At 54.3% G+C, this 21,822-nt stretch carries 24 protein-coding genes; 12 read left to right on the top strand and 12 right to left on the bottom strand.

Features of this window, described 5'->3' with window-relative positions; all coding sequences use genetic code 11:
- Window positions 1-2: 2 nt before the first annotated feature.
- Window positions 3-1,931 carry a threonine--tRNA ligase gene (gene thrS / locus IM294_RS00275; protein WP_028012814.1) on the bottom strand — a complete coding sequence of 643 codons (1,929 nt, stop codon included), beginning with the start codon at window positions 1,929-1,931 and terminating at the stop codon, window positions 3-5.
- A gap of 322 nt (window positions 1,932-2,253) precedes the next feature.
- Here thrS and yncL point away from each other — a divergent pair, with 322 nt between their 5' ends.
- A complete protein-coding gene (yncL, locus tag IM294_RS00270) occupies window positions 2,254-2,346 on the top strand; it encodes a stress response membrane protein YncL (RefSeq protein ID WP_072032007.1) in 93 nt (30 codons plus the stop codon).
- A gap of 97 nt (window positions 2,347-2,443) precedes the next feature.
- Entirely contained in the window at window positions 2,444-2,551 is a 108-nt protein-coding gene (yniD, locus tag IM294_RS00265) for a small membrane protein YniD (protein WP_088205299.1), read from the top strand.
- Window positions 2,552-2,652: 101 nt separating this feature from the next.
- On the opposite strand, the gene IM294_RS00260 is transcribed toward yniD, so the two are convergent.
- Window positions 2,653-3,411 carry a YdiY family protein gene (locus IM294_RS00260; protein WP_028012813.1) on the bottom strand — a complete coding sequence of 253 codons (759 nt, stop codon included), beginning with the start codon at window positions 3,409-3,411 and terminating at the stop codon, window positions 2,653-2,655.
- 296 nt (window positions 3,412-3,707) lie between these two features.
- Between IM294_RS00260 and pfkB the strand changes: the two genes are divergently transcribed.
- The 3 genes from pfkB (at window position 3,708) to IM294_RS00245 (ending at window position 6,000) form a co-directional block, all read left to right on the top strand.
- Window positions 3,708-4,640, top strand: coding sequence for a 6-phosphofructokinase II (gene pfkB, locus IM294_RS00255; RefSeq protein ID WP_126817785.1), 933 nt, complete (start codon window positions 3,708-3,710; stop codon window positions 4,638-4,640).
- Between the two features lie 103 nt (window positions 4,641-4,743).
- On the top strand, window positions 4,744-5,034 hold the full coding sequence (gene ghoS, locus IM294_RS00250) for a type V toxin-antitoxin system endoribonuclease antitoxin GhoS (protein ID WP_028012811.1): 291 nt from the start codon (window positions 4,744-4,746) through the stop codon (window positions 5,032-5,034).
- A gap of 105 nt (window positions 5,035-5,139) precedes the next feature.
- Complete coding sequence (locus IM294_RS00245; RefSeq protein ID WP_041910453.1) at window positions 5,140-6,000, top strand: fructosamine kinase family protein; 861 nt, start codon at window positions 5,140-5,142, stop codon at window positions 5,998-6,000.
- A 36-nt stretch (window positions 6,001-6,036) separates the two neighbouring features.
- Here IM294_RS00245 and IM294_RS00240 read toward each other — a convergent pair whose 3' ends face one another.
- Entirely contained in the window at window positions 6,037-6,573 is a 537-nt protein-coding gene (locus IM294_RS00240; protein ID WP_126817503.1) for a YniB family protein, read from the bottom strand.
- Between the two features lie 147 nt (window positions 6,574-6,720).
- Between IM294_RS00240 and hxpB the strand changes: the two genes are divergently transcribed.
- The 4 genes from hxpB (at window position 6,721) to IM294_RS00220 (ending at window position 10,487) form a co-directional block, all read left to right on the top strand.
- The gene (hxpB, locus tag IM294_RS00235; protein ID WP_126817505.1) at window positions 6,721-7,392 is read left to right on the top strand and encodes a hexitol phosphatase HxpB; all 672 of its coding nucleotides are present in this window, start codon (window positions 6,721-6,723) and stop codon (window positions 7,390-7,392) included.
- 127 nt (window positions 7,393-7,519) lie between these two features.
- The gene (gene kduD, locus IM294_RS00230) at window positions 7,520-8,281 is read left to right on the top strand and encodes a 2-dehydro-3-deoxy-D-gluconate 5-dehydrogenase KduD (RefSeq protein ID WP_126817506.1); all 762 of its coding nucleotides are present in this window, start codon (window positions 7,520-7,522) and stop codon (window positions 8,279-8,281) included.
- A gap of 94 nt (window positions 8,282-8,375) precedes the next feature.
- On the top strand, window positions 8,376-8,966 hold the full coding sequence (locus tag IM294_RS00225; RefSeq protein WP_032644865.1) for a metal-dependent hydrolase: 591 nt from the start codon (window positions 8,376-8,378) through the stop codon (window positions 8,964-8,966).
- Between the two features lie 129 nt (window positions 8,967-9,095).
- A complete protein-coding gene (locus IM294_RS00220) occupies window positions 9,096-10,487 on the top strand; it encodes an L-cystine transporter (RefSeq protein ID WP_049000720.1) in 1,392 nt (463 codons plus the stop codon).
- A 48-nt stretch (window positions 10,488-10,535) separates the two neighbouring features.
- Here IM294_RS00220 and cedA read toward each other — a convergent pair whose 3' ends face one another.
- The gene (gene cedA / locus IM294_RS00215) at window positions 10,536-10,811 is read right to left on the bottom strand and encodes a cell division activator CedA (protein WP_223239595.1); all 276 of its coding nucleotides are present in this window, start codon (window positions 10,809-10,811) and stop codon (window positions 10,536-10,538) included.
- A gap of 168 nt (window positions 10,812-10,979) precedes the next feature.
- Here cedA and katE point away from each other — a divergent pair, with 168 nt between their 5' ends.
- Entirely contained in the window at window positions 10,980-13,229 is a 2,250-nt protein-coding gene (gene katE / locus IM294_RS00210; protein ID WP_126817508.1) for a catalase HPII, read from the top strand.
- Between the two features lie 123 nt (window positions 13,230-13,352).
- Here the strand turns inward: katE and chbG are convergent, their stop codons facing one another.
- From chbG to osmE, 7 genes are all read right to left on the bottom strand, one after another.
- The gene (gene chbG / locus IM294_RS00205; protein ID WP_126817510.1) at window positions 13,353-14,102 is read right to left on the bottom strand and encodes a chitin disaccharide deacetylase; all 750 of its coding nucleotides are present in this window, start codon (window positions 14,100-14,102) and stop codon (window positions 13,353-13,355) included.
- Between the two features lie 11 nt (window positions 14,103-14,113).
- Window positions 14,114-15,469, bottom strand: coding sequence for a 6-phospho-beta-glucosidase (locus tag IM294_RS00200; protein ID WP_028012802.1), 1,356 nt, complete (start codon window positions 15,467-15,469; stop codon window positions 14,114-14,116).
- A gap of 109 nt (window positions 15,470-15,578) precedes the next feature.
- Entirely contained in the window at window positions 15,579-16,421 is an 843-nt protein-coding gene (gene chbR, locus IM294_RS00195) for a transcriptional regulator ChbR (protein ID WP_028012801.1), read from the bottom strand.
- A 5-nt stretch (window positions 16,422-16,426) separates the two neighbouring features.
- Entirely contained in the window at window positions 16,427-16,774 is a 348-nt protein-coding gene (chbA, locus tag IM294_RS00190) for a PTS N,N'-diacetylchitobiose transporter subunit IIA (protein WP_028012800.1), read from the bottom strand.
- 47 nt (window positions 16,775-16,821) lie between these two features.
- The gene (gene chbC / locus IM294_RS00185) at window positions 16,822-18,180 is read right to left on the bottom strand and encodes a PTS N,N'-diacetylchitobiose transporter subunit IIC (protein ID WP_028012799.1); all 1,359 of its coding nucleotides are present in this window, start codon (window positions 18,178-18,180) and stop codon (window positions 16,822-16,824) included.
- 80 nt (window positions 18,181-18,260) lie between these two features.
- Entirely contained in the window at window positions 18,261-18,578 is a 318-nt protein-coding gene (gene chbB / locus IM294_RS00180; protein ID WP_014883474.1) for a PTS N,N'-diacetylchitobiose transporter subunit IIB, read from the bottom strand.
- A gap of 281 nt (window positions 18,579-18,859) precedes the next feature.
- Window positions 18,860-19,204: an osmotically-inducible lipoprotein OsmE gene (gene osmE, locus IM294_RS00175; RefSeq protein WP_003857836.1), complete on the bottom strand. Its 345-nt coding sequence runs from the start codon at window positions 19,202-19,204 to the stop codon at window positions 18,860-18,862.
- Between the two features lie 232 nt (window positions 19,205-19,436).
- On the opposite strand from osmE, the gene nadE reads away from it, so the two are divergent.
- Together nadE and cho are read left to right on the top strand one after the other, a co-directional pair.
- Entirely contained in the window at window positions 19,437-20,261 is an 825-nt protein-coding gene (nadE, locus tag IM294_RS00170; RefSeq protein ID WP_048959444.1) for an ammonia-dependent NAD(+) synthetase, read from the top strand.
- Between the two features lie 121 nt (window positions 20,262-20,382).
- On the top strand, window positions 20,383-21,261 hold the full coding sequence (gene cho / locus IM294_RS00165; protein ID WP_060573053.1) for an excinuclease Cho: 879 nt from the start codon (window positions 20,383-20,385) through the stop codon (window positions 21,259-21,261).
- Here cho and ves read toward each other — a convergent pair.
- A complete protein-coding gene (gene ves / locus IM294_RS00160) occupies window positions 21,239-21,796 on the bottom strand; it encodes an environmental stress-induced protein Ves (protein WP_045261590.1) in 558 nt (185 codons plus the stop codon). The two genes, cho and ves, sit on opposite strands and share 23 nt — an antisense overlap.
- Window positions 21,797-21,822 lie beyond the last annotated feature (26 nt).

Raw genomic sequence — 21,822 nt, 5'->3', positions numbered from 1 at the left:
CCTTATTCCTCCAGTTGTTGAAGACTGCGGCTGCGAATCTCTTGTTGCAGCTTCTCAATCACTTCACTTACGTCCAGGCTGCCCAGGTCTTTACCACGGCGGGTGCGAACGGCAACTTTGCCTGCTTCCACCTCTTTATCACCACAGACCAACATATACGGGACACGACGTAAAGTGTGCTCGCGGATTTTAAAGCCAATCTTCTCATTTCTCAAGTCTGCTTTTACGCGAATGCCCGCATTTTGTAGTTTCTGCGTCAATTCTTTAACGTAATCTGCCTGAGAATCGGTAATGTTCATCACCACGACCTGCACTGGCGCAAGCCAGGTTGGGAAGAAGCCCGCGAACTCTTCGGTCAGGATGCCGATGAAGCGCTCCAGAGAACCGAGAATAGCACGGTGAATCATGACCGGTACCTGACGCTCGTTGTCTTCGCCAACATAAGAGGCGCTTAAACGCTGCGGCAGGGAGAAGTCCAGCTGTACAGTACCGCACTGCCATGCGCGATCGAGGCAGTCATACAGGGTAAATTCAATTTTCGGACCGTAGAATGCGCCCTCGCCCAGCTGGTATTCGAACGGAATACCGTTCTCTTCCAGCGCTACGGCGAGATCCGCTTCTGCGCGGTCCCAGGTCTCATCGCTACCGATACGTTTTTCCGGACGCGTTGAGAGTTTGACCACGATCTTCTCGAAGCCAAAGGTGCTGTACATATCGTAGACCATACGAATACAGGCGTTAACTTCATCACGAACCTGATCTTCAGTACAGAAGATATGCGCATCATCCTGCGTAAAGCCACGAACGCGCATCAGACCGTGCAGCGCACCTGATGGCTCGTTACGGTGGCAGCTACCGAACTCCGCCATACGCAGCGGCAGGTCGCGGTAGGATTTCAGACCCTGGTTGAAGATCTGAACGTGGCCCGGGCAGTTCATTGGCTTGATGCAGTATTCACGGTTCTCGGACGAGGTGGTGAACATCGCATCTTTGTAGTTGTCCCAGTGGCCGGTTTTTTCCCACAGCACACGGTCCATCATGAACGGGCCTTTCACTTCCTGATACTGGTACTCTTTCAGCTTGGAACGTACGAACGTTTCCAGTTCACGGAAGATAGTCCAGCCATCGTTATGCCAGAACACCATACCCGGCGCTTCTTCCTGCATGTGGTACAGGTCAAGCTGCTTACCGATTTTACGGTGGTCACGCTTCGCGGCCTCTTCCAGGCGCTGCAGGTACGCGTTCAGGGCTTTCTTATCCGCCCACGCGGTACCATAGATACGCTGCAACATCTTGTTGTTGCTGTCGCCACGCCAGTAGGCGCCGGCGATCTTCATCAGTTTGAAATGATGACAGAAGCGCATGTTCGGCACGTGCGGTCCACGGCACATGTCGACGTATTCTTCGTGATGGTACAAGCCAGGCTTGTCATCATGAGCAATGTTTTCATCGAGAATAGAGACTTTATAGCTCTCGCCACGCTTGACGAAGGTTTCACGCGCTTCGTGCCAGCTGACTTTCTTCTTGATGACGTCATAGTTGGTCTCGGCGAGCTCGTGCATACGTTTTTCGAGCGCGTCGATATCTTCCTGGGTCAGGGTGTGGTCAAGATCAACGTCGTAGTAGAAACCGTTGTCGATAACCGGACCGATCGCCATTTTGGTGTTTGGCCACAGCTGCTTGATAGCATGACCCAACAGGTGTGCGCAGGAGTGACGAATGATCTCCAGACCTTCTTCGTCTTTCGCGGTGATGATTGCAAGCGTCGCATCGTTTTCAATCAGATCGGACGCATCAACCAGCTCACCGTTCACACGGCCGGCGATGGTCGCTTTCGCGAGGCCAGGACCGATGTCCAGGGCGACATCCATAGGGCTAACAGCGTGGTCGAAATGGCGTTGGCTGCCATCAGGAAGAGTAATTACAGGCATTTTATATCCTTATTTGCAGTGATGCCCCACACATAAGAGCATATACAAAGAAAATAATCGTGATTTGACAATAGATTACGACACCATCTGACCAACAATCGTCAAATTGGTTCGTCATCATGCACCTGCCGAATTCAGATTAATGCGGATTTACGGCAAGCGACGTAATGTTAACACTATCAGCAAGGAGATTGCACCCTCTGCAGCCAGAATGATGGGCTGGCACGTAGCGTAAATTTGCAGATTGCATCTCTCCGGCGCTCGCATTTCAGACATGCTGGGCTACTCTTGAACATGCCTTTTATATCAACAGGTGCATACCATGAATGTATCCAGTAGAACGGTTGTGATTTTGAACGTCCTTTCCGCAACAGGTTTAGTGTTGATCCTCGCCGAACGATTCCACTGGTTCTGAGCCGACCCCTTGTTGGCATAACTCGATCGCTCCCGGGAAGGCGCATCTTTTGGCCCCGTTTGATAGACTATGCGTATCAACGAACAAGGATTAGGTTATGCCAACAAAACGATTTGCCGTGAAACACTGGAAAATGGTGCTGGTGCTGGTTGCCATCTGCGGTGCAATGCTGTTATTTCGGTGGGCGGCAATGATTTGGGGCTAAGTACAAATAAAAATAAATGCCGTTGCGCGTGATGAGAATTTATTGGCGCGGGTTAACCATAATAATGAAAACGGGCCGACACTTTCATCGGCCCGCTATGATTACATTTTATAGCCCAGCGAAATCGTGGTTCTGCGATCGGTATGATCCGGTGCCGTTTCTGGCGGTGAAGAGTTCCAGGTCACGTTGTAGGCCAATTTCAAACCGAAGTGTTCATTGATAGCCACGTTCAAAGCGCTTTCGGAGTTCAGCGTCGTATCCTCGGCACCAAACACAGAAACACCCTGCGTAAATTTGGTGTTGTCGGTCATCTGCCAGGCATACGTGCCGGAAGCATAGCCCAGCGGCTGGGTTTCATTTTCGCCATTGGTGTACTCGTCATAGCGGACACCTGGACCGAATTCGAAACGGAGGCTGTGTACCGGACCATTCAGGAACTGACGACCATAACCGGCGGTGAACACATCGCGCTGGCGATAGCCGTTGAAGCGGTCGGTTAACCAACTTGCCTGACCAAAGATGTAGTCATAGTCGGTCATGTTGTAACGGCTACGTCCACCGACCGCGTATTTCTCGGATGAGCGTTCATCGTTAGCGGACGTGTTGCTGGCATTCCCCCACAGCGACCATGCAGTGGTATTGCCGTACCAGGTCAGGGTGCTGTCCGCCGTCAGAGAAGAGCTTTTCGTATTACCCGATTGCGCGAGATACCCGGCGTTCAGGTTACCTTCAAACGGTTTTTTGGCAGTGGAGGGATCGTCCATGACAGTAAAAACGGTGTCATCGGCGGCTGCATTCAGTGATGCAAAAACGCCACCCGCCAGCATCAGTGCTGCGGGTACTGTCTTCAAAAGCTTCATTTTATTTAAGGAGTCCGTACAACAAAAAAAGAGACCACCACGGTCTCGGAAACTTTCTTGAGGATCAATGACAAGGCGTCCAGAGAAAGGTAACAAATTATAAAAAGGCGCAAATAACATAGCAATATTTTCTTATTTCATTTTTTGAATAAGAACGATCTCAAAACGCGTTTTATTTTATATATCCCTCATCGCATTTATGTCAGCATTCATTTTTAAAATCATACTGTTATTTACATTGCCTTCCTGTCGATCGGTGCCAGGCTTAAAAGAACCCATGCTAAAAGGAGGTTATGATGGCTTCTATTTATACGCTGACGCTCTCCCCTTCCCTCGACTCCGCGACCATAACGCCGCAGATTTACCCGGAAGGTAAACTACGCTGTAGCGCACACGTATTTGAGCCGGGCGGCGGCGGGATTAACGTTGCGCGCGCGATTACCCACCTCGGCGGTAAAGCGACTGCCATCTTTCCGGCCGGTGGTGCCACGGGGGAGCATCTTGTTGCCTTGCTGGCCGATGAACAGGTTGCCGTGGATACCGTAGACGCCAAAGACTGGACCCGGCAGAACCTGCATGTCCACGTTGAGTCCAGCGGGGAACAGTATCGATTCGTTATGCCAGGCGCCAGGCTGAGCGACGATGAGTTTCGTCAGCTGGAAGAGAAGGTGCTAACCATTGAAAGCGGCTCGCTGCTGGTCATCAGCGGTAGCCTGCCGCCAGGCGTCAAAACAGAAAAGCTGACAGCACTGGTTGATGCCGTACTTCAGCGCGGCATTCGCTGCATTGTCGACAGTTCAGGCGAAGCCCTGCAGGCGGCATTAGAACCCGGACAGCTTGAGCTCGTTAAGCCTAACCAGAAAGAGCTGAGTGCGCTTGTTAATCGCGAACTTAGCCAGCCGGATGACGTGCGTACTGCCGCTGAAGAACTGGTTCGCAGCGGCAAAGCGCACCGCGTTGTCGTCTCTCTCGGTCCTCAGGGTGCGCTGGCCGTCGACAAGACGGGCTTTGTGCAGGTTGTTCCGCCCCCAATGAAGAGCCAGAGCACCGTCGGCGCAGGCGACAGTATGGTCGGCGCGATGGCGCTGAAGCTGGCGCAGGGCGCATCACTTCTGGAGATGACGCGCTATGGCGTCGCGGCGGGGAGTGCCGCCACCATCAATCAGGGAACGCGCCTGTGTTCGCTTGCCGATACGCAGAAAATCGTCGATTACCTGTCACGAAGCTAACCGATATATCCCCCTCCTGACGGAGGGGGATATCTGTGGAAGTCGCCAAATATGGCGTATCGACTATGCTAAAAAAACTTTCAGGATAACAACGAGGTGAATTATGAGCAGTGGTGATATCACCCGCTACGTCGTGACCATCAGCCTTCATGAAGCATCGCTGACCGAGCTTAACGAGCTCAACAATGCCTTTACACGGGCGAATTTCCTGCTCACGCTAACGGATGACGAAGGTCATATTCATGATTTAGGCACCCTGGCGTTTGGCCTGATCGCAGCCCTGAGTGAAGAAGAGGTGCATGCGCTGGCCGCCAGCCTGGTGGAAAGCGTGACCGACAAGCCTGCCGACATCACCGTGGAGACGTGGGAACGCTGGCAGAAAAAAGAACAATAAGTGCCCTGCATGAAATTAATCCGCTCAGGTGTGCGTTAGTTCGTATTTTTTTACCGCAGTTATGCGCTAACTTTATGATCTGGCAGACAACATGGGAGAGTCAACATGTGGCAGGCTATCAGTCATCTTTTACATGAGCAATTGGGTGAAGGTGAAATTGAACTGCGTAACGAGCTGCCGGGCGGGGAAATTCACGCCGCGTGGCATTTACGCTACGCAGGACGCGATCTGTTCGTTAAATGCGACGAGCGAGAGCTGCTCCCGATTTTTACCGCTGAAGCCGATCAGCTTGAACTGTTGTCCCGCAGTAAAACGGTGACGGTACCTGAGGTGCTGGCCGTGGGCAGTGACCGGGACTACAGCTTTCTGGTGATGGACTATCTCCCTGCCCGCCCGTTGGACGCCCATAATGCCTTTATTCTCGGGCAACAGTTAGCGCGCCTGCACCAGTGGAGCGACCAGCCCCAGTTTGGTCTCGACTTCGACAACGACCTTTCCACTACGCCGCAGCCCAATGCCTGGCAGCGCCGCTGGTCGACGTTCTTTGCCGAGCAGCGCATCGGATGGCAGCTTGAGCTGGCCGCAGAGAAAGGGCTGGAATTTGGCAACATTGATGCCATCGTCGAGCATGTGCAACAGCGCCTGGCCTCCCACCAGCCTCAGGCGTCTTTGCTGCACGGTGATTTATGGTCCGATAACTGCGCGCTGGGCCCCAACGGCCCGTATATCTTCGACCCGGCCTGCTACTGGGGCGACAGAGAGTGCGATTTGGCCATGTTGCCCCTGCATCCCGAACAACCGCCGCAAATATACGATGGCTATCAGTCTGTCTCCCCCCTGCCGCCGGACTTCCTTGAGCGCCAGCCCGTGTATCAGCTCTATACGCTGATGAACCGAGCCATTCTTTTTGGCGGGCAACATCTGGTCAACGCCCAGCGCGCGCTTGAACGCGTGCTTGCGGCTTAAAGACAAAACGGGTGGCCTTGCCGCCACCCTAATTCGTTACAGAAAACCGAGCAGTGAGAAGAAGAAATATCCCGCCACGATGATGATAACCGGCAGGATATAGAGCGGGAAAATTTGCAGGAAAATGGTGTGACGAGGCACCACAATGCGGGATTCAATCTGCTCCCGGCTCATTCCTTCAGGACCTTTCGCCTTCTCAAGGATAAGCTGATCTTCCACCCCTTCGCGTAAAAAACGGGTCTGGCGACTCATTCGTGCGCCCGATGACTGCAGAGCCATCGCAATAAAAATCAGCGCATAGATAATCCAGAACCCAACATTCAGCTGCTGGTGAAAGTCCGGCGTTGGCGAGTTGAACCAGAAGACGTTCAGGAACGGGGTGTTAAACCGCACCATCTCAATCATGACATGCGCAAAATCAAGCATTACCGCATTAATGCCCGGCTGTTTTTCGCTGTGATCGTACATAAACTTCAGCACGGATATCAGCGTAGAAATGACGGCAGGAATAAAAATCACCCAGCCTGCAATACGTTTTAAGACAGCAATGCGTCCAGCTTGTTGATACGTCATCAGTTCCTCTTCATAAAGACGCGTGATTTGAGCCTAAGTCTACCTGCTGGACATCAATTTCGCCCGCTCTTTAAAAGCAATATGCTAAATTGCAGACTGTGCTTAGCACTTATCGTCTGTCGAACACCTGGATAAGGAGACGTTGTGATGTCGACACCGCGCCAGATACTTGCCGCTATTTTTGACATGGATGGATTACTGATTGATTCCGAGCCGTTGTGGGATCGCGCCGAGCTGGACGTGATGGCCAGCCTGGGCGTTGATATCAGTCGCCGTAATGAACTTCCCGACACGCTGGGCCTGCGTATTGATATGGTCGTTGACCTGTGGTACGCCCAACAGCCGTGGGTTGGGCCCGATCGCGACGAAGTCACCTCGCGTATTATCAGCCGCGCCATCGCGCTGGTGGAGGAGAACAAGCCGCTCTTGCCGGGCGTACATGAGGCTGTCGCGCTGTGCAAATCTCAGGGGCTGAAGGTTGGCCTGGCTTCTGCTTCACCGCTGCATATGCTGGAAAAAGTGCTGATCATGTTTGAGCTGCGCGACAGTTTTGACGCCCTGGCGTCTGCGGAAAAACTGCCCTACAGCAAGCCGCATCCGCAGGTCTATATGGACTGCGCCGCGAAGCTGGGTCTTGATCCGCTTACCTGCGTCGCGCTGGAAGATTCAGTAAACGGCATGGTGGCCTCCAAAGCCGCGCGTATGCGCTCCATTGTGGTTCCCGATGAAGAAAACCGCCACGATCCGCGGTATGCTCTTGCCGACGTTAAGCTGAATTCGCTGGCTGAACTGACGGTAAAACACCTGCGCGGCGAATAGCGCCCCTCTTACAGGCAGTGTCATGCTGCCTGATAAAAACAAAACACAGTTTCATTTTGTTTGCTTTTCTCATCCCTGCCTCCTATCTTTAACGTCAACACGACGATAACCAGCTTCTGAGGCGCGTATGATACTGGACACCTTTACTCTTTCAGGCAAAGTAGCCCTCATCACCGGGTGCGATACCGGGCTGGGGCAAGGCATGGCTATTGCGCTGGCGCAGGCAGGTTGCGATATCGTTGGGGTAAATCGCAAAGCTCCTGAGAAAACGGCCAGCGCCGTCACCGCCCTGGGAAGACGTTTTGTGGCTATTCGGGCCGATCTGAGCCAGCAGGAAAATCTTCAGTACGTCGTGGACACCGCCGTGGCGGAGATGGGACGAATTGATATTCTGGTGAACAATGCCGGGACGATTCGCCGGGAGGAGGCTCTGACGTTCAGCGAAGAAGACTGGGATGACGTTATGAACCTGAATCTCAAGTCGCTCTTTTTCCTCTCTCAGGCGGTCGCTAAGCGATTTATCGCCCAGGGCCAGGGCGGCAAAATTATCAATATCGCCTCTATGCTCTCCTTTCAGGGCGGCATTCGCGTGCCGTCGTATACCGCCTCGAAAAGCGGCGTACTGGGGATCACGCGCCTGCTGGCAAATGAGTGGGCGCTACATGGCATCAACGTGAATGCCATCGCGCCGGGCTACATGGCGACGAACAACACGCAGCAGCTGCGCGATAACGAACAGCGTAACGCGGAGATCCTTGACCGCATCCCGGCGGGTCGATGGGGAGTACCGGATGACCTTCAGGGGCCGGTCGTCTTTTTAGCCTCCCCCGCATCAGATTACGTGAATGGTCACACCTTAGCCGTCGATGGCGGCTGGCTGGCGCGCTGAGGCGCGTTTGTGACAAACAGTTACACCGTCACCTCTTTCGCCCACTGTATAAAAACCCTATACTGTATAAATTGACAGTTTCGTGGGTTTTATCATGACGGCGGAAGGCCACCTGCTTTTTTCAATTGCGTGCGCAGTATTTGCCAAAAACGCAGAACTTACTCCCGTGCTTGCACAGGGAGACTGGTGGCATATTGTCCCTTCCGCCGTTTTAACCTGTCTGCTGCCCGATATTGACCACCCAAAATCCTTCCTCGGACAGCGCCTGAAGTGGGTGTCGAAGCCCATCGCCCGCGCGTTCGGCCACCGCGGGTTTACCCACAGCCTGCTGGCCGTTTTTGGCCTGCTCACGCTTTTCTATTTAAAAGTCCCTGAAAGCTGGATAGTGCCGGGCGATGCCATTCAGGGCATGGTGCTGGGTTATTTAAGCCATATCCTCGCCGATATGCTGACGCCCGCGGGCGTGCCGCTGCTGTGGCCCTGCCGCTGGCGTTTCCGTTTTCCGATCCTTGCGCCGCAGAAAGGGAATCAGCTTGAACGCGTGCTGTGCATGGCGCTGTTCGCCTACGCCGTCTGGATGCCGCAAACCTTGCCCGAAAACAGTGCAGTGCGCTGGTCTTCCCAGATGATCAATTCGCTGCAATTTCAGTTCAATCGTTTTATTCATCACCAGATTGAACAGTAAACCAACAAAATCATTCCATTTGTCATAAACCATTCCATTTGGATATAAGCGCCACATCACACTTCTGCTAACCTTCCGCCAACAGGATCGGGAAAAACCGATCCCACATAATAAATCAGGAGAACGGGGATGAATTTTCCACTCATCGCGAACATAGTCGTGTTCGTCGTATTACTATTGCTTCTCGCGCAGGCGCGCCACAAACAGTGGAGCCTGGCGAAAAAAGTACTGGTCGGTCTGGTCATGGGTGTGGCGTTTGGTCTGGCCTTACACGCCGTCTACGGCTCCGATAGTCCGGTACTGAAAGAGTCCATTCAGTGGTTCAACATTGTCGGTAACGGCTACGTCCAACTGCTGCAGATGATCGTTATGCCGCTGGTGTTCGCCTCTATTCTGAGCGCCGTAGCCCGTCTGCACAACGCAACTCAGCTGGGTAAAATCAGCTTTCTGACCATTGGTACGCTGCTCTTTACCACGCTGATTGCCGCGCTGGTGGGTGTGCTGGTCACCAACCTGTTTGGCCTGACGGCCGAAGGTCTGGTTCAGGGTACCGCTGAAACGGCGCGTCTGACCGCAATTCAAACCAACTACGTGGGTAAAGTGGCTGATCTGACGGTTCCGCAGATGGTCCTCTCCTTCATTCCGAAGAACCCGTTTGCTGACCTGACCGGTGCAAGCCCAACCTCTATTATCAGCGTGGTGATCTTCGCGGCATTCCTGGGCGTGGCTGCGCTTAAGCTGCTGAAAGACGACGCGCCGAAAGGCGAACGCGTGCTGACGGCGATTGATACCCTGCAAAGCTGGGTGATGAAGCTGGTCCGTCTGGTCATGCAGCTGACGCCATACGGCGTTCTGGCGCTGATGACCAAAGTGGTAGCCGGCTCTAACCTGCAGGACATCATTAAGCTGGGCAGCTTCGTTGTCGCCTCTTATCTGGGCCTGGGCATTATGTTCGTGGTGCACGGTATCCTGCTGGGCGTGAACGGCGTCAGCCCGCTGAAATACTTCCGCAAAGTATGGCCGGTACTGACCTTTGCCTTCACCAGCCGTTCCAGCGCAGCGTCTATTCCGCTGAACGTTGAAGCGCAGACCCGTCGTCTGGGCGTGCCGGAATCTATCGCCAGCTTCTCTGCCTCCTTTGGTGCTACCATCGGTCAGAACGGCTGCGCGGGTCTCTACCCGGCGATGCTGGCGGTGATGGTTGCCCCAACCGTGGGTATCAACCCGCTGGATCCGGTCTGGATCGCCACGCTAGTCGGGATTGTTACCATCAGCTCCGCCGGCGTTGCAGGTGTCGGCGGCGGTGCAACCTTCGCCGCGCTGATTGTGCTGCCCGCGCTGGGCCTGCCCGTCACGCTGGTGGCCCTGCTGATCTCCGTTGAACCGCTGATCGACATGGGCCGTACCGCGCTGAACGTGAGCGGCTCCATGACTGCCGGTACGCTGACCAGCCAGTGGCTGAAGCAGACCGACAAAACCATTCTGGAAAGTGAAGACGACGCCGAGCTGGCGCACCGTTAATCTCGATAGAAATAAAAAAACCGCCTGATGGCGGTTTTTTTATGGCTGTTATTCTTCAACCTCTTCATCCTGGCGGATTTGCGTCGCCCATCGCTGGGCTGACTCCGGCACGGAAAACGCCGGCGACCGGCGGAAATGTTCCCCCATCAGGACAAAAGCCACATATTTACCGCGAAGCAGCCAGACATCACGAAAACCATCCACTTTCAGGGCATGGTCAGGCGGCGCGGGCTCAACGCGGGGCACATAGCTAATAACCTGGCGGTTTTGTTGACGAAGAGGTTTCATAAGCGACGGATTCACTAAAGCAAATTCTTGAAGCAGGAAAATTCTATGATAGCCGATCCTGCTGCCTTACGTCGCGCTCCGAGTGGGTGAGATGGCTCCTTTCGTTAATAACGTCATGTGAAAAACGCTTAGTTAGCGAGCTATCTCACGACATTGTTCTATCCTTAATAGGGTTTTTAGCAATGGATAAAGGAGAAGCGTGCAATGTCGAACAAAGATAAATCACATCAATCACCGATTCATGGCACTGAAGAATCTCAACCGGGTATGGACTCTCTCGCCCCTGCTGACGGCTCTCACCGCCCCTCGCCGGGCCCATCAGCCCCTGGCGAACAACCAACCGCGCCGGGAAGCATGAAATCGCCGGACACCGGAAACGAGAAGCTGAAATCGCTTGAGCCACACCGTAAAGGCGGCGAAGGTTTTGCACTCACCACCAATCAGGGCGTGCGCATTGCTGACGATCAAAACTCCCTTCGCGCAGGCACGCGCGGACCGACCCTGCTGGAAGATTTCATCCTGCGGGAAAAAATTACCCATTTTGACCACGAGCGAATTCCGGAACGCATCGTTCACGCGCGCGGTTCTGCGGCGCACGGCTTCTTCCAGCCCTATAAAAGCCTGAAAGCGATCACCAAAGCGGATTTCCTCTCCGACCCGGATAAAATCACGCCGGTCTTTGTGCGTTTCTCCACCGTGCAGGGTGGCGCAGGTTCGGCAGATACGGTGCGTGATATCCGCGGCTTTGCCACCAAGTTTTATACTGAAGAGGGTATTTTCGATCTGGTGGGCAATAACACCCCGGTGTTTTTCATTCAGGATGCGCATAAATTTCCTGACTTTGTCCATGCGGTAAAACCGGAGCCCCACTGGGCCATACCCCAGGGACAAAGTGCGCACGATACCTTCTGGGACTATGTCTCCCTGCAGCCTGAAACCTTACACAACGTGATGTGGGCGATGTCTGACCGTGGGATCCCGCGCAGCTATCGCACGATGGAAGGGTTCGGTATTCATACCTTCCGCATGATCAACGCGGAAGGAAAAGCCACGTTTGTGCGCTTCCACTGGAAGCCGGTAGCGGGCAAAGCCTCGCTGGTATGGGATGAGGCGCAGAAGCTCACCGGGCGCGATCCGGACTTCCATCGCCGCGAACTGTGGGAATCCATTGAAGCGGGTGACTTCCCGGAATATGAACTGGGCTTACAGCTGATCCCGGAAGAAGACGAGTTTAAGTTCGATTTCGACCTGCTTGACCCGACAAAACTCATCCCTGAGGAGCTGGTGCCCGTTCAGCTGGTGGGGAAAATGGTGCTTAACCGCAACCCGGATAATTTCTTTGCCGAAAACGAGCAGGCCGCGTTCCACCCGGGCCACATCGTCCCCGGACTGGATTTCACCAACGACCCGCTCTTACAGGGACGTCTGTTCTCGTATACCGATACGCAGATTAGCCGTCTTGGCGGGCCGAACTTCCACGAGATCCCGATTAACCGCCCAACCTGCCCGTACCATAACTTCCAGCGCGACGGGATGCACCGTCAGGATATTGATACCAACCCGGCAAACTATGAGCCGAACTCCATCAACGACAACTGGCCGCGAGAAACCCCGCCGGGGCCGAAACGCGGCGGATTCGAATCGTACCAGGAGCGTATCGACGGCAACAAAATTCGCGAGCGTAGCCCCTCGTTCGGTGAGTATTACGCCCACCCTCGCCTGTTCTGGAACAGCCAGACGCCGATTGAGCAACAGCACATCATCGGCGGCTTTAGCTTCGAACTGAGCAAAGTGGTGCGCACCTACATCCGCGAGCGCGTGGTCGATCAGCTGGCGCACATTGATATTCAGCTTGCCCAGAGCGTGGCGGATAACCTTGGCATCACGCTAACGGACGAACAGCGCAACCTTGCGCCGCCGAAAGAGGTTAACGGCGTGAAGAAAGATCCATCGCTGAGCCTGTATGCGGTGCCGGGTGGTTCAATTAAGGGCCGCGTGGTCGCCATCCTGCTGAACGACAAAACCCGCGCCAGCGACGTGCTGGGGATTATGCAGGCGCTAAAAACCCAGGGCGTACACGCCAAACTGCTCTATTCCCGCATGGGTGAAGTGACCGCCAACGACGGTTCTGTGCTGCCGGTCGCGGCGACCTTTGCCGGCGCGCCGTCGCTGACCGTCGATGCGGTGATCGTGCCGTGCGGGGATATTGCCAGCCTGCTGACCAACGGCGACGCCGTCTATTATCTGCTTGAAGCCTATAAGCACCTGAAGCCCATTGCGCTATCCGGCGACGCGCGTCAGTTTAAAGCACAGCTGAAGGTGGCCGATCAGGGTGAGGACGGCATTGTCGAGGGCGATAACGTGGACGATGCGTTTATGACGAAGCTGTTTGATTTGCTCGCCGCGCACCGTGTCTGGTCGCGCAGCAGTAAGATTGATCAGATTCCGGCGTAAAAACCATTCCCGGTTGTGCGGCCTGATGCCCTCACCCCGCCCCTCTCCCACGGGAGAGGGAGAAAACAATAAAAACGGTAACCCAGGTTACCGTTTTGCTTTTACCTCGCCACCCGGCACTTCTTACAGATCCCTAAACGTCCCCAACCGATACCCGCGCTCGGCAATGGCGTTTTTCAGCGACGGCGACGTCAGAACATCCAGCTCCGCCAGCCGCGGCCAGCAGTAGGCGCTTTTCCGCACCGTATTATCGATAAACGCAGGATGCGCCATGACCTCCAGCGACTTTTCCCCCCGCGCGGCGGAATCATCCAGCACCTTCAGGAACAGCGCTTCGTCGATCTCGTCGCCGTAAAAGGCGCTGCTGAACCCCTCAGTTGTTGTCACGGCACAGTCCGGCACGCCCTGCGCCTCACGATCCACGCGCATCGCCACGCCTTTGCGTTGGGCAAACGCCGCAACAATCGGGAAAATCGCCGGGATCATGTGCACATGATGGTGGCTGTCGATATGCGTCGGCGCCTTGCCAAAAAGATCAACAAAGCGGTTGTACTGGCAGTCCAGCTCACGGGCAATCTCTTCGAGCGGCAGAGCGTCCTGCTCCGCCAGCGCCCAAATCCATTTGCCCAGCAGACCGTCACGCGTCAGGCCCGGCATAGGCGAAAGCGGCATCCCGAGCGTCAGCACAAAATGCATGCCGACACCCAGCTCTGGCACCTCGCGGCTCAGCTGCGCCGCGTGTTCAACCGCTTCACCGTTCACCAGTGCCGTTGTAGAGGTCACTACCCCGCGGCGACAGGCTTCAATAATGCCGTAGTTCTGGCCTTTCGAAAGGCCAAAGTCATCAGCATTAACGATCAGCAGGTTTTCCATTGTGCGTCCTCTCAGTGTTGTTTGAACTTCAGCTTCTCAATCGTGGCGGCAAAGTTCGGCAACCATTTTTCATGCGCCAGGATCATCTCGCTGGCCAGCTGCTCCGCATCGCGGTCGGAATGCACCAGCGGGCTGAGGTTCAGCGCCAGAAGCACGTCATTGAGTTCACCGCTCAGCGCCGCGTTGCTCGCCGCCACTTCAAAGCCTTTGATGGTGTGGATCAGGCCCATAACTTTGTCGTCGAAGTGGGTGATACGTGGATGCGGTTTAGCCCCCTCGCGCCCCAGAATGCAGGTCATCTCGACGGCCCAGTCCGCCGGGATATTGTCGATATGGCCGTGATGCGGCACGTTAACATAGTGCTCCGCCTGCTTGTCGTTGTAGATGGCGTTGATCACTTCACACGCTGCATCGGAGTAATAGGCCCCACCGCGCTGCTCAAGCGCTTTCGGTTTGACGTTCAGGTTCGGATCTTTATATAAATCGAACAGCTGCTTCTCAACTTTCTGAACGATTTGCGCACGCGCGCCGCCCTTATAGTACTCGCCCATTTCGATAGCCAGCATCTCTTTCTGCTTGAAGTAGTAAAGCAGGTATGAGCACGGCAGCAGATTCAGCGAGCGGATCAGCCCTTCGCTGAACGGCAGGTCAAAGATGTTCTTCACGGAGGCCGCGGTCAGGCGACCGGAAGCCACGCCGTCGAGCAGTTCGGCAAAGCGCGATTTACCGTTCACGATGACGTCTTTAATGAACACCATGTGGTTCAGGCCGAACAGATCGATTGAGAGATCGTCACTGTCGGTCAGCTCCAGCACGTCGCGGATAAACATCTTCATGCCGATCGGGATATTACAGACGCCGATAAAGCGTTTGAAATTGGTATGACGATAAACCGCCTCGGTCACCATTCCGGCCGGGTTAGTGAAGTTAATCACCCACGCGTTCGGGCAGATCTCTTGCACATCTTTGACGATGTCAAAAATCACCGGAATGGTACGCAGGCCTTTGAACAGGCCGCCCGCGCCGTTGGTCTCCTGCCCCAGGTAGCCGTGGCTCAGCGGAATACGCTCGTCCAGCTCGCGCGCTTTTAGCTGGCCGACGCGCAGCTGAGTGGTAACGAAATCCGCATCTTTCAGCGCCAGGCGACGATCGAGGGATTTATGCACGGTCATCGGCACGCCCGCTTTCTCAACCATGCGCTTGCACAGGTCGAAAATAATATCCAGCTTCTCCTGACCTTCCTCAACGTCCACCAGCCATAATTCGCTGACCGGTAATTCATGATAACGTTTCAGAAAACCTTCGAGTAATTCCGGGGTATAGCTGCTGCCGCCACCAATGGTTACGACTTTTAATTTCTTTTGCATAATATCTCCCTTAGCGTATCAGGTTAATCGCCTGCAAGGTATAGCGTACTCTTCCCGCTATTTGGGCAAGCCATTAAAGCAATATTTATGGCGGGTAATCCGCCGAAAGTTAATTAATTACCGTTAAATTCTTCCGGTAGCTGTTCGGTGTGAATGAGGTCAACTTCTTAAAAGTTTTAATAAACAGGCTGGGACTGCTATATCCTGACTCATAGGCAATATCGGTGACAGAATAGTTGGTAATCTCCAGCTGTTTTTTGGCAAAATTAATGCGGATTTCATTAATTATTTGCACCGGCGTTTTACGATAATAACGCTGCGTCGCGCGGGTCAGATATTCCTGGGATTTCCCCGAGAGGGATACCATATTTTCCAGCGCATTTTCGCTGAACTGGCCTTTATCGTGCATCAGTTCCACGGTGCTGCGCAGCCACTGTGGAACATCATCCGTCACCTGCTGCTCTTCACGGTGATGCCGCAACCGGTTCATCACGTAGAAGGTCACCGTTTCAATAAATTCATCAAACTCATTGTCGCGGAAGTTAAGCGAGGCGATGACCGTTTCAATCCAGGTCATGAACTCGTTTTTCACACGATATACCTGGGACGCCACAAAGCAGAACGGCACCAGCGGCAGATAGTGCTTCTCAAAGAAGCGTCTGCTGACGCCCACGTTCAGAATGCGGGTCGCGCCAAATTCGTAAAAGCTCTGGTGATAGGAACCCATCGGCAGGAAGACAAAATCCCCTCGCTCCAGCAGGACGCGCTTACCGTTGATCTCCTGGTAGTAGCGGCCGGTCAGAACAATCGTGAACTCATAGTAGTCATGCTGGTGCAGACCGCTGGCGCTCTCCGTCTTGTTGTAGATAACCACGTGAAAATTTTTGCCATTAAACAGTTGCTGTTCAAATGCGGTTTTGATTTCCATCGTGCTGACCTCCTGCTGCTCAATCCGACCTAGTGCATTTTCTCGTGAAGCTCAATCAACTCCGCCACCAGCTCACGCGCCAGCATGGACGTCATCAGGTGATCCTGAGCGTGTACCAGCACCAGGCTGACCTTCATCTTCCCTTCGCCCTGGTCGCTTTCAATCAGCTTTGTCTGCACCAGGTGCGCTTCGTTCAGCGCCGTGCGGGACTGCTCCATCATGGTTTTCGCGGCAGCGAAATCGCCCTGCTTGGCCTGCTTCAGTGCGGCATACGCCAGGCTGCGCGCCTGCCCGGAGTTGATGATGAGGCCCATCACCACTTCTTCGAGATCGTTCTCTGCGGCTTCGTCTGCGACGATACTATCCAAATCTAACATGTTTTAGCTCCTTGTGGCTGGCGCGGGCTTCCCCGCGCCGGTCAATCTTAGAATTTCAGTGAGAGGGCAATTTCCTCTTCGCTCTCTTCTTCATCAATGATGGTGGCAGCTTTGTTCGCAATCGCCACGAACGGCATGTACAGCAGGGTGGCAATCCCGAGGTTGAATATCGCCAGCAGGAAGGCCGCGACGCTACCGTTGGTGTTAAAGAAGGCGCCCAGACCTGCCGGCATGGTCCACGGAGCGATGTTGGTGATCGGTGGAATAATACCCATGTAGTAGGCCGTCAGGGTGATCGCTGCCAGCAGCGGCTGCACCAGGATGAACGGGATAAACATTACCGGGTTCATGATGATTGGCAGACCGAACAGAATCGGCTCGTTAATCTGGAAGATGCCTGATGGCAGGGCCAATTTCGCCACCTGACGATAGTCAGCGCGACGAGAGACAATAAAGACCGCGATGATCAGACCCAGGGTCGCCCCGGTACCACCCAGGAAGATATAGGAGTCAAGCATCGGCTTCGCCCACACATGGAAGGTTTTACCTGCCGCCAGCGCCGCGTCAACGGAGCCGTACTGCTGGTAAAGCGCAACGTTTTCCAGTGCCCATGGGGTCATAATTCCGCTGTCCAGCGCGGCCAGTGCCAGTGAACCATGCACGCCGAAGAACCACAGCAGAGAGGTGAAAATCACATACGCCCAACCGACCACGCCACCCATCGACGCCAGCGGCGTAGAGATAGAGTCCATGATGATCTGGTGGAAGTTCGTGCCCCAGTGAGAGAGCGCCCAGGCGATAATCCCCATGATGGAGAGGATAATGAAGCCTGGGATCAACGCGGAAAATGAACGAGAAACGGAGGCCGGCACGCTATCCGGCAGGCGGATAACCCAGTTGCGACGGATAATAAAGGTGAACATTTCTGCCACCACCAGGCCGATAACAATACCGGAGATGATGTTGGCTCCGCCCAGCCAGTTTGCGCCAACGGCGTAGGCTTCACCCACGCTGTAAGGCGTGACGGTCATAAACGCGGCAACGGATAATAATCCGGCGGCCAGCGGATCCACTTTCCGCTCTTCAGCCAGCGCCATCCCAATAAAGAAAGGCGCCATCAGCGACATAATACCCAACGTACCGTTATATACGTTGCCGCCGATGGCTTTAAAACCGTTAAGGGTTTCAATAGTGGAAGCGTCTAACCGAATTCCTAATGAATAAAAGAAGGAACCTTCACCAAAGCTCAGAAAAACGTTGTTAATTAAAACGAACATGGCCCCGGCCAGCGTCAACGGCATTAATTTAATAAAACCGTTTTTGATGGCATTAACGTGAGGCTGCTTTCCTATTTTAACAGCAAAAGGAAGGAGTACCTTTTCAAGTGAAGCGATGACTTTACTCATAGGAAAATACCCTTAAATGCCGTAACGCATGTTACGGCGTAATTGTGTGTGAAATAACTCTTTGACGGGAAAAATAAAAATTAATTAGCAGCTTTTTTAATGGCTGCCACAGCAGCTTTAAGTACACCTAAACCATCGATCTTGCCGTACAGCCCCGAGTCGATCACCTCGACCGGTTTATTCGGTAGCAGTCGTTGAATTTCGGGCAACATATAGGCAATTTGCGGCCCCAGTAACACAACATCGGCTTTCTGGCCTTTTTCGCCCGCCAGCGTTTCCGGAAACGCTTCAATCACCACAGGAACTTCATACTTTTCAGCCTGCGCGCGCATCTTTGACACCAGAAGCGAGGTTGACATGCCCGCTGAGCAGAACAGGTAGATATGTTTCTTTTCCATCATAATTTCCCTCTTGTATGACTACCTGCCGTCGCGCTATCACTCGACTCGCTGTCCCGGCAGACAGGTAGCTTGCGTACTGTTGTTTATCGTTGAAGTGAGTATACGCAATGGTACAGAGGGGAGATAATTCTGGATAGGCCTAAATTGTCTCTCATTGACCTGGCTTGTTGACTACCTTCACATTTCAGGCAAATAATTCGCGCAAAGAAATAAGATTAACGTATGAATAAAAAAACCGGCCCAGAGGCCGGTTTGTTAACATCTTCAGGCAAGCAGGGTTACTGCGCCTTAGGTGCCTGCGGATCGGTGTCGTATTCAGCACAGGTCTGATAGCCGGAGTTAATCACATGTCCGGTATCATCCAGCGCGACGAAGTAGGTTTCTGCCTTACCATCACGTTGACCCAGGATATAAGTCTGACACGTACCGCGCGCGTGAATCATGGTCACTTCAGAAGAAGGCTTGCCGGCGATCGCAGCCACCTGCGAACGTGTCATCCCTTTTTTAACGTCTTTAACCACGGGCTGGGTAAACTGATCCTTGGTGCGATCGTAAGCCGTACACCCTGCCAGCATCGTCAGTACCGCCGCTGCGCTAAGAATTCCTGCTACGTTCTTGTTCATATTCCGTCCTCTTGTTTATCAGCGTGTTATCTAAGCATGGGATAAAAAGTACTATTGTTCAACTTTGTGATTTACGCCAGACGAATTTCGGAAAATTCTAATAAAACAACGATAAGCTGCTAAATCGCCGCAAATTAACGCACTCGAAACTGTGATCCTTGTCGTTTTCCGCCCAAAGGGTTAGTTTTAACAGTTAACACATTCTGTTTATGTTCTGCATACGGAGGGCATGATGGCTCTGCAACAAGAGATTATTCAGGCGCTGGGCGCTAAGCCTGCGATAGATGCACAGGAAGAGATCCGCCGCAGCGTGGATTTTTTAAAGTCGTACTTAAAAAAGAACGCTTTCCTGAAATCCCTGGTGCTGGGCATCAGCGGCGGGCAGGACTCTACCCTGACGGGTAAACTCTGCCAGATGGCGATTTCAGAGCTTCGTGAAGAGACGGGCGACGAAGCGCTGCAGTTTATCGCCGTGCGTCTGCCTTATGGGGTTCAGGCGGACGAACAGGACTGCCAGGACGCCATCGCGTTCATCCAGCCCGATCGCGTGCTTACCGTCAATATCAAAGGCTCGGTGCTGGCAAGCGAGCAGGCGCTGCGCGAAGCGGGCATTGAATTAAGTGATTTTGTGCGCGGCAACGAGAAAGCGCGCGAGCGCATGAAAGCGCAGTACAGCATCGCCGGGATGACCAAAGGCGTTGTGGTAGGCACCGACCATGCGGCAGAAGCGATCACCGGTTTCTTCACCAAATACGGCGATGGCGGCACCGACATCAACCCGATTTTCCGTCTCAACAAACGTCAGGGCAAGCAGCTGCTCGCCGCGCTGGGCTGCCCTGAGCATCTGTACAAGAAAGCGCCAACCGCGGATCTGGAAGACGATCGCCCTTCCCTGCCGGATGAAGCGGCCCTTGGCGTCACTTATGACAACATTGATGATTATCTGGAAGGCAAAACGCTGGATGAAGGTACCGCGAAAATTATCGAGGGCTGGTACCTGAAAACCGAGCACAAGCGCCACACGCCAATTACGGTGTTTGACGATTTCTGGAAATAAACGCAAAACGTTAATCTTTGCTCCCTCTCCCCTTTAGGGAGAGGGCATCACGCTACCCGGCTCTTTTTTAACCACAGCACACCTGCTACACTGTATACCTGAACAGTATATGGAGCAGTATGTGAGCAGGCGTCAATCAGCCCCGCGTCTTGAGTTTGAAGCGGCGGCTATCTATGAATATCCCGAACATCTTCGCCCCTGGCTTGAGGCGCTGCCCAAACAGCCGGGCGTGTACATATTTCACGGTGAAAGCGAGACCCTGCCGCTCTACATCGGCAAAAGCGTTAACATTCGCAGCCGGGTGTTATCCCACCTGCGCACCCCGGACGAGGCCGCCATGCTGCGCCAGTCGCGACGCATTACCTGGTTCCAGACGGCGGGAGAAATGGGCGCGCTGTTGCTGGAAGCCCGGCTGATAAAAGAGCAGCAGCCGCTCTTCAATAAGCGCCTGCGCCGCAACCGCCAGCTCTGCTCCCTGCAGATCGCCGACGGCAAGCCGCAGGTCGTCTACGCCCGCGAGGTCGATTTCTCCCACGCCCCGAATCTCTTCGGGCTGTTCGCAAACAAGCGTGCCGCCCTACAGTCTCTGCAGGCGCTCGCGGACGAGCTGCAGCTTTGCTATAGCCTTTTAGGGCTAGAGGGCACCACGCGGGGCCGCGCCTGTTTCCGCTCCGCTCTGAAGCGCTGCGCAGGCGCCTGCTGCGGAAAAGAGAGCGTTGAGGCGCATCACGCCCGGCTCCTCGCGGGCCTGGCCGGGATCAGCGTCAACTGCTGGCCGTGGGACGGCGCCGTTGCGCTAAAAGAAGTGGGTGAAACCATGACGCAGTATCACATCGTCAATAACTGGCTCTGGCTGGGGGCTGTCGATAATTTAAGCGACGCGGCAACCCTGCTGCGCACCCCCGCGGGATTCGACCACGACGGCTACAAAATCCTCTGCAAGCCCGTATTAGCGGGCAAGTTCGAGATCATCGCACTCAGTGACCCGGCAGCCAGTTAATTTCACTGAACAGCAGGGTGCCCTGAGACTCCAGCAGACGCAGAGTATGGGTCCCCTCCTGCCAGCTGGCGCCCTGATCGGCCGTGAGCAATTTATCACCCAATTGCCACGCCCCGCTTAATACAAACACCACGCCCCCACGCGAGCCAAAGGTGGTAAAAGTACGATCGGCAACCCGCACCTTCGCCTGACAGCAGTCGCGCCGGGTCATGATGTTGAAATCCATCGCCATCCTGCCATCGGAAAGCAGCGCCTTCACCGGCAAATCGCCGGCAAAACTGTAAGGCTGATGCTGTTTAAGGGTATGGCAGAACGCCTGACCGGCATCCAGCGTCACCTCCCCGCCTTCCAGCAGGGTAATGACCCGGTCGACACCGGGAAACGAGGAGAATTCGCCGTTGCTGGCGATGGTCGCGATACTGGCACGCCAGAAAAAATCGCGCGTCGCGGGAGGGATACAGCAAATTTCTCGCGTTTCGCCGGCACCATTGCGCCAGAGGCTGACCGGCATCTTACGAATATCAAAGAACTCCATCACCACTCCTGAATGGCACAACCCGT

Source organism: Enterobacter cloacae complex sp. P43RS (assembly GCF_014930585.1).
Classification (GTDB): domain Bacteria; phylum Pseudomonadota; class Gammaproteobacteria; order Enterobacterales; family Enterobacteriaceae; genus Enterobacter; species Enterobacter bugandensis.
The sequence above is the reverse complement of the archived record's forward strand: the minus strand, read 5'-3'. Positions and strand labels throughout refer to the sequence as shown.

Excerpts from the sequence above, each read along its gene's own strand:
- IM294_RS00200 (WP_028012802.1), bottom strand. The coding sequence starts at position 15,469 with ATGCAAAAGAAATTAAAAGTCGTAACCATTGGTGGCGGCAGCAGCTAT.
- yniD (WP_088205299.1), top strand. The coding sequence starts at position 2,444 with ATGCCAACAAAACGATTTGCCGTGAAACACTGGAAAATGGTGCTGGTG.
- osmE (WP_003857836.1), bottom strand. The coding sequence starts at position 19,204 with ATGAACAAGAACGTAGCAGGAATTCTTAGCGCAGCGGCGGTACTGACG.
- nadE (WP_048959444.1), top strand. The coding sequence starts at position 19,437 with ATGGCTCTGCAACAAGAGATTATTCAGGCGCTGGGCGCTAAGCCTGCG.
- IM294_RS00245 (WP_041910453.1), top strand. The coding sequence starts at position 5,140 with ATGTGGCAGGCTATCAGTCATCTTTTACATGAGCAATTGGGTGAAGGT.
- yncL (WP_072032007.1), top strand. The coding sequence starts at position 2,254 with ATGAATGTATCCAGTAGAACGGTTGTGATTTTGAACGTCCTTTCCGCA.
- hxpB (WP_126817505.1), top strand. The coding sequence starts at position 6,721 with ATGTCGACACCGCGCCAGATACTTGCCGCTATTTTTGACATGGATGGA.
- kduD (WP_126817506.1), top strand. The coding sequence starts at position 7,520 with ATGATACTGGACACCTTTACTCTTTCAGGCAAAGTAGCCCTCATCACC.
- pfkB (WP_126817785.1), top strand. The coding sequence starts at position 3,708 with ATGGCTTCTATTTATACGCTGACGCTCTCCCCTTCCCTCGACTCCGCG.
- IM294_RS00240 (WP_126817503.1), bottom strand. The coding sequence starts at position 6,573 with ATGACGTATCAACAAGCTGGACGCATTGCTGTCTTAAAACGTATTGCA.
- chbA (WP_028012800.1), bottom strand. The coding sequence starts at position 16,774 with ATGTTAGATTTGGATAGTATCGTCGCAGACGAAGCCGCAGAGAACGAT.
- ghoS (WP_028012811.1), top strand. The coding sequence starts at position 4,744 with ATGAGCAGTGGTGATATCACCCGCTACGTCGTGACCATCAGCCTTCAT.
- thrS (WP_028012814.1), bottom strand. The coding sequence starts at position 1,931 with ATGCCTGTAATTACTCTTCCTGATGGCAGCCAACGCCATTTCGACCAC.
- katE (WP_126817508.1), top strand. The coding sequence starts at position 10,980 with ATGTCGAACAAAGATAAATCACATCAATCACCGATTCATGGCACTGAA.
- chbC (WP_028012799.1), bottom strand. The coding sequence starts at position 18,180 with ATGAGTAAAGTCATCGCTTCACTTGAAAAGGTACTCCTTCCTTTTGCT.
- chbG (WP_126817510.1), bottom strand. The coding sequence starts at position 14,102 with ATGGAAAACCTGCTGATCGTTAATGCTGATGACTTTGGCCTTTCGAAA.
- IM294_RS00225 (WP_032644865.1), top strand. The coding sequence starts at position 8,376 with ATGACGGCGGAAGGCCACCTGCTTTTTTCAATTGCGTGCGCAGTATTT.
- IM294_RS00260 (WP_028012813.1), bottom strand. The coding sequence starts at position 3,411 with ATGAAGCTTTTGAAGACAGTACCCGCAGCACTGATGCTGGCGGGTGGC.
- IM294_RS00220 (WP_049000720.1), top strand. The coding sequence starts at position 9,096 with ATGAATTTTCCACTCATCGCGAACATAGTCGTGTTCGTCGTATTACTA.
- ves (WP_045261590.1), bottom strand. The coding sequence starts at position 21,796 with ATGGAGTTCTTTGATATTCGTAAGATGCCGGTCAGCCTCTGGCGCAAT.
- chbB (WP_014883474.1), bottom strand. The coding sequence starts at position 18,578 with ATGGAAAAGAAACATATCTACCTGTTCTGCTCAGCGGGCATGTCAACC.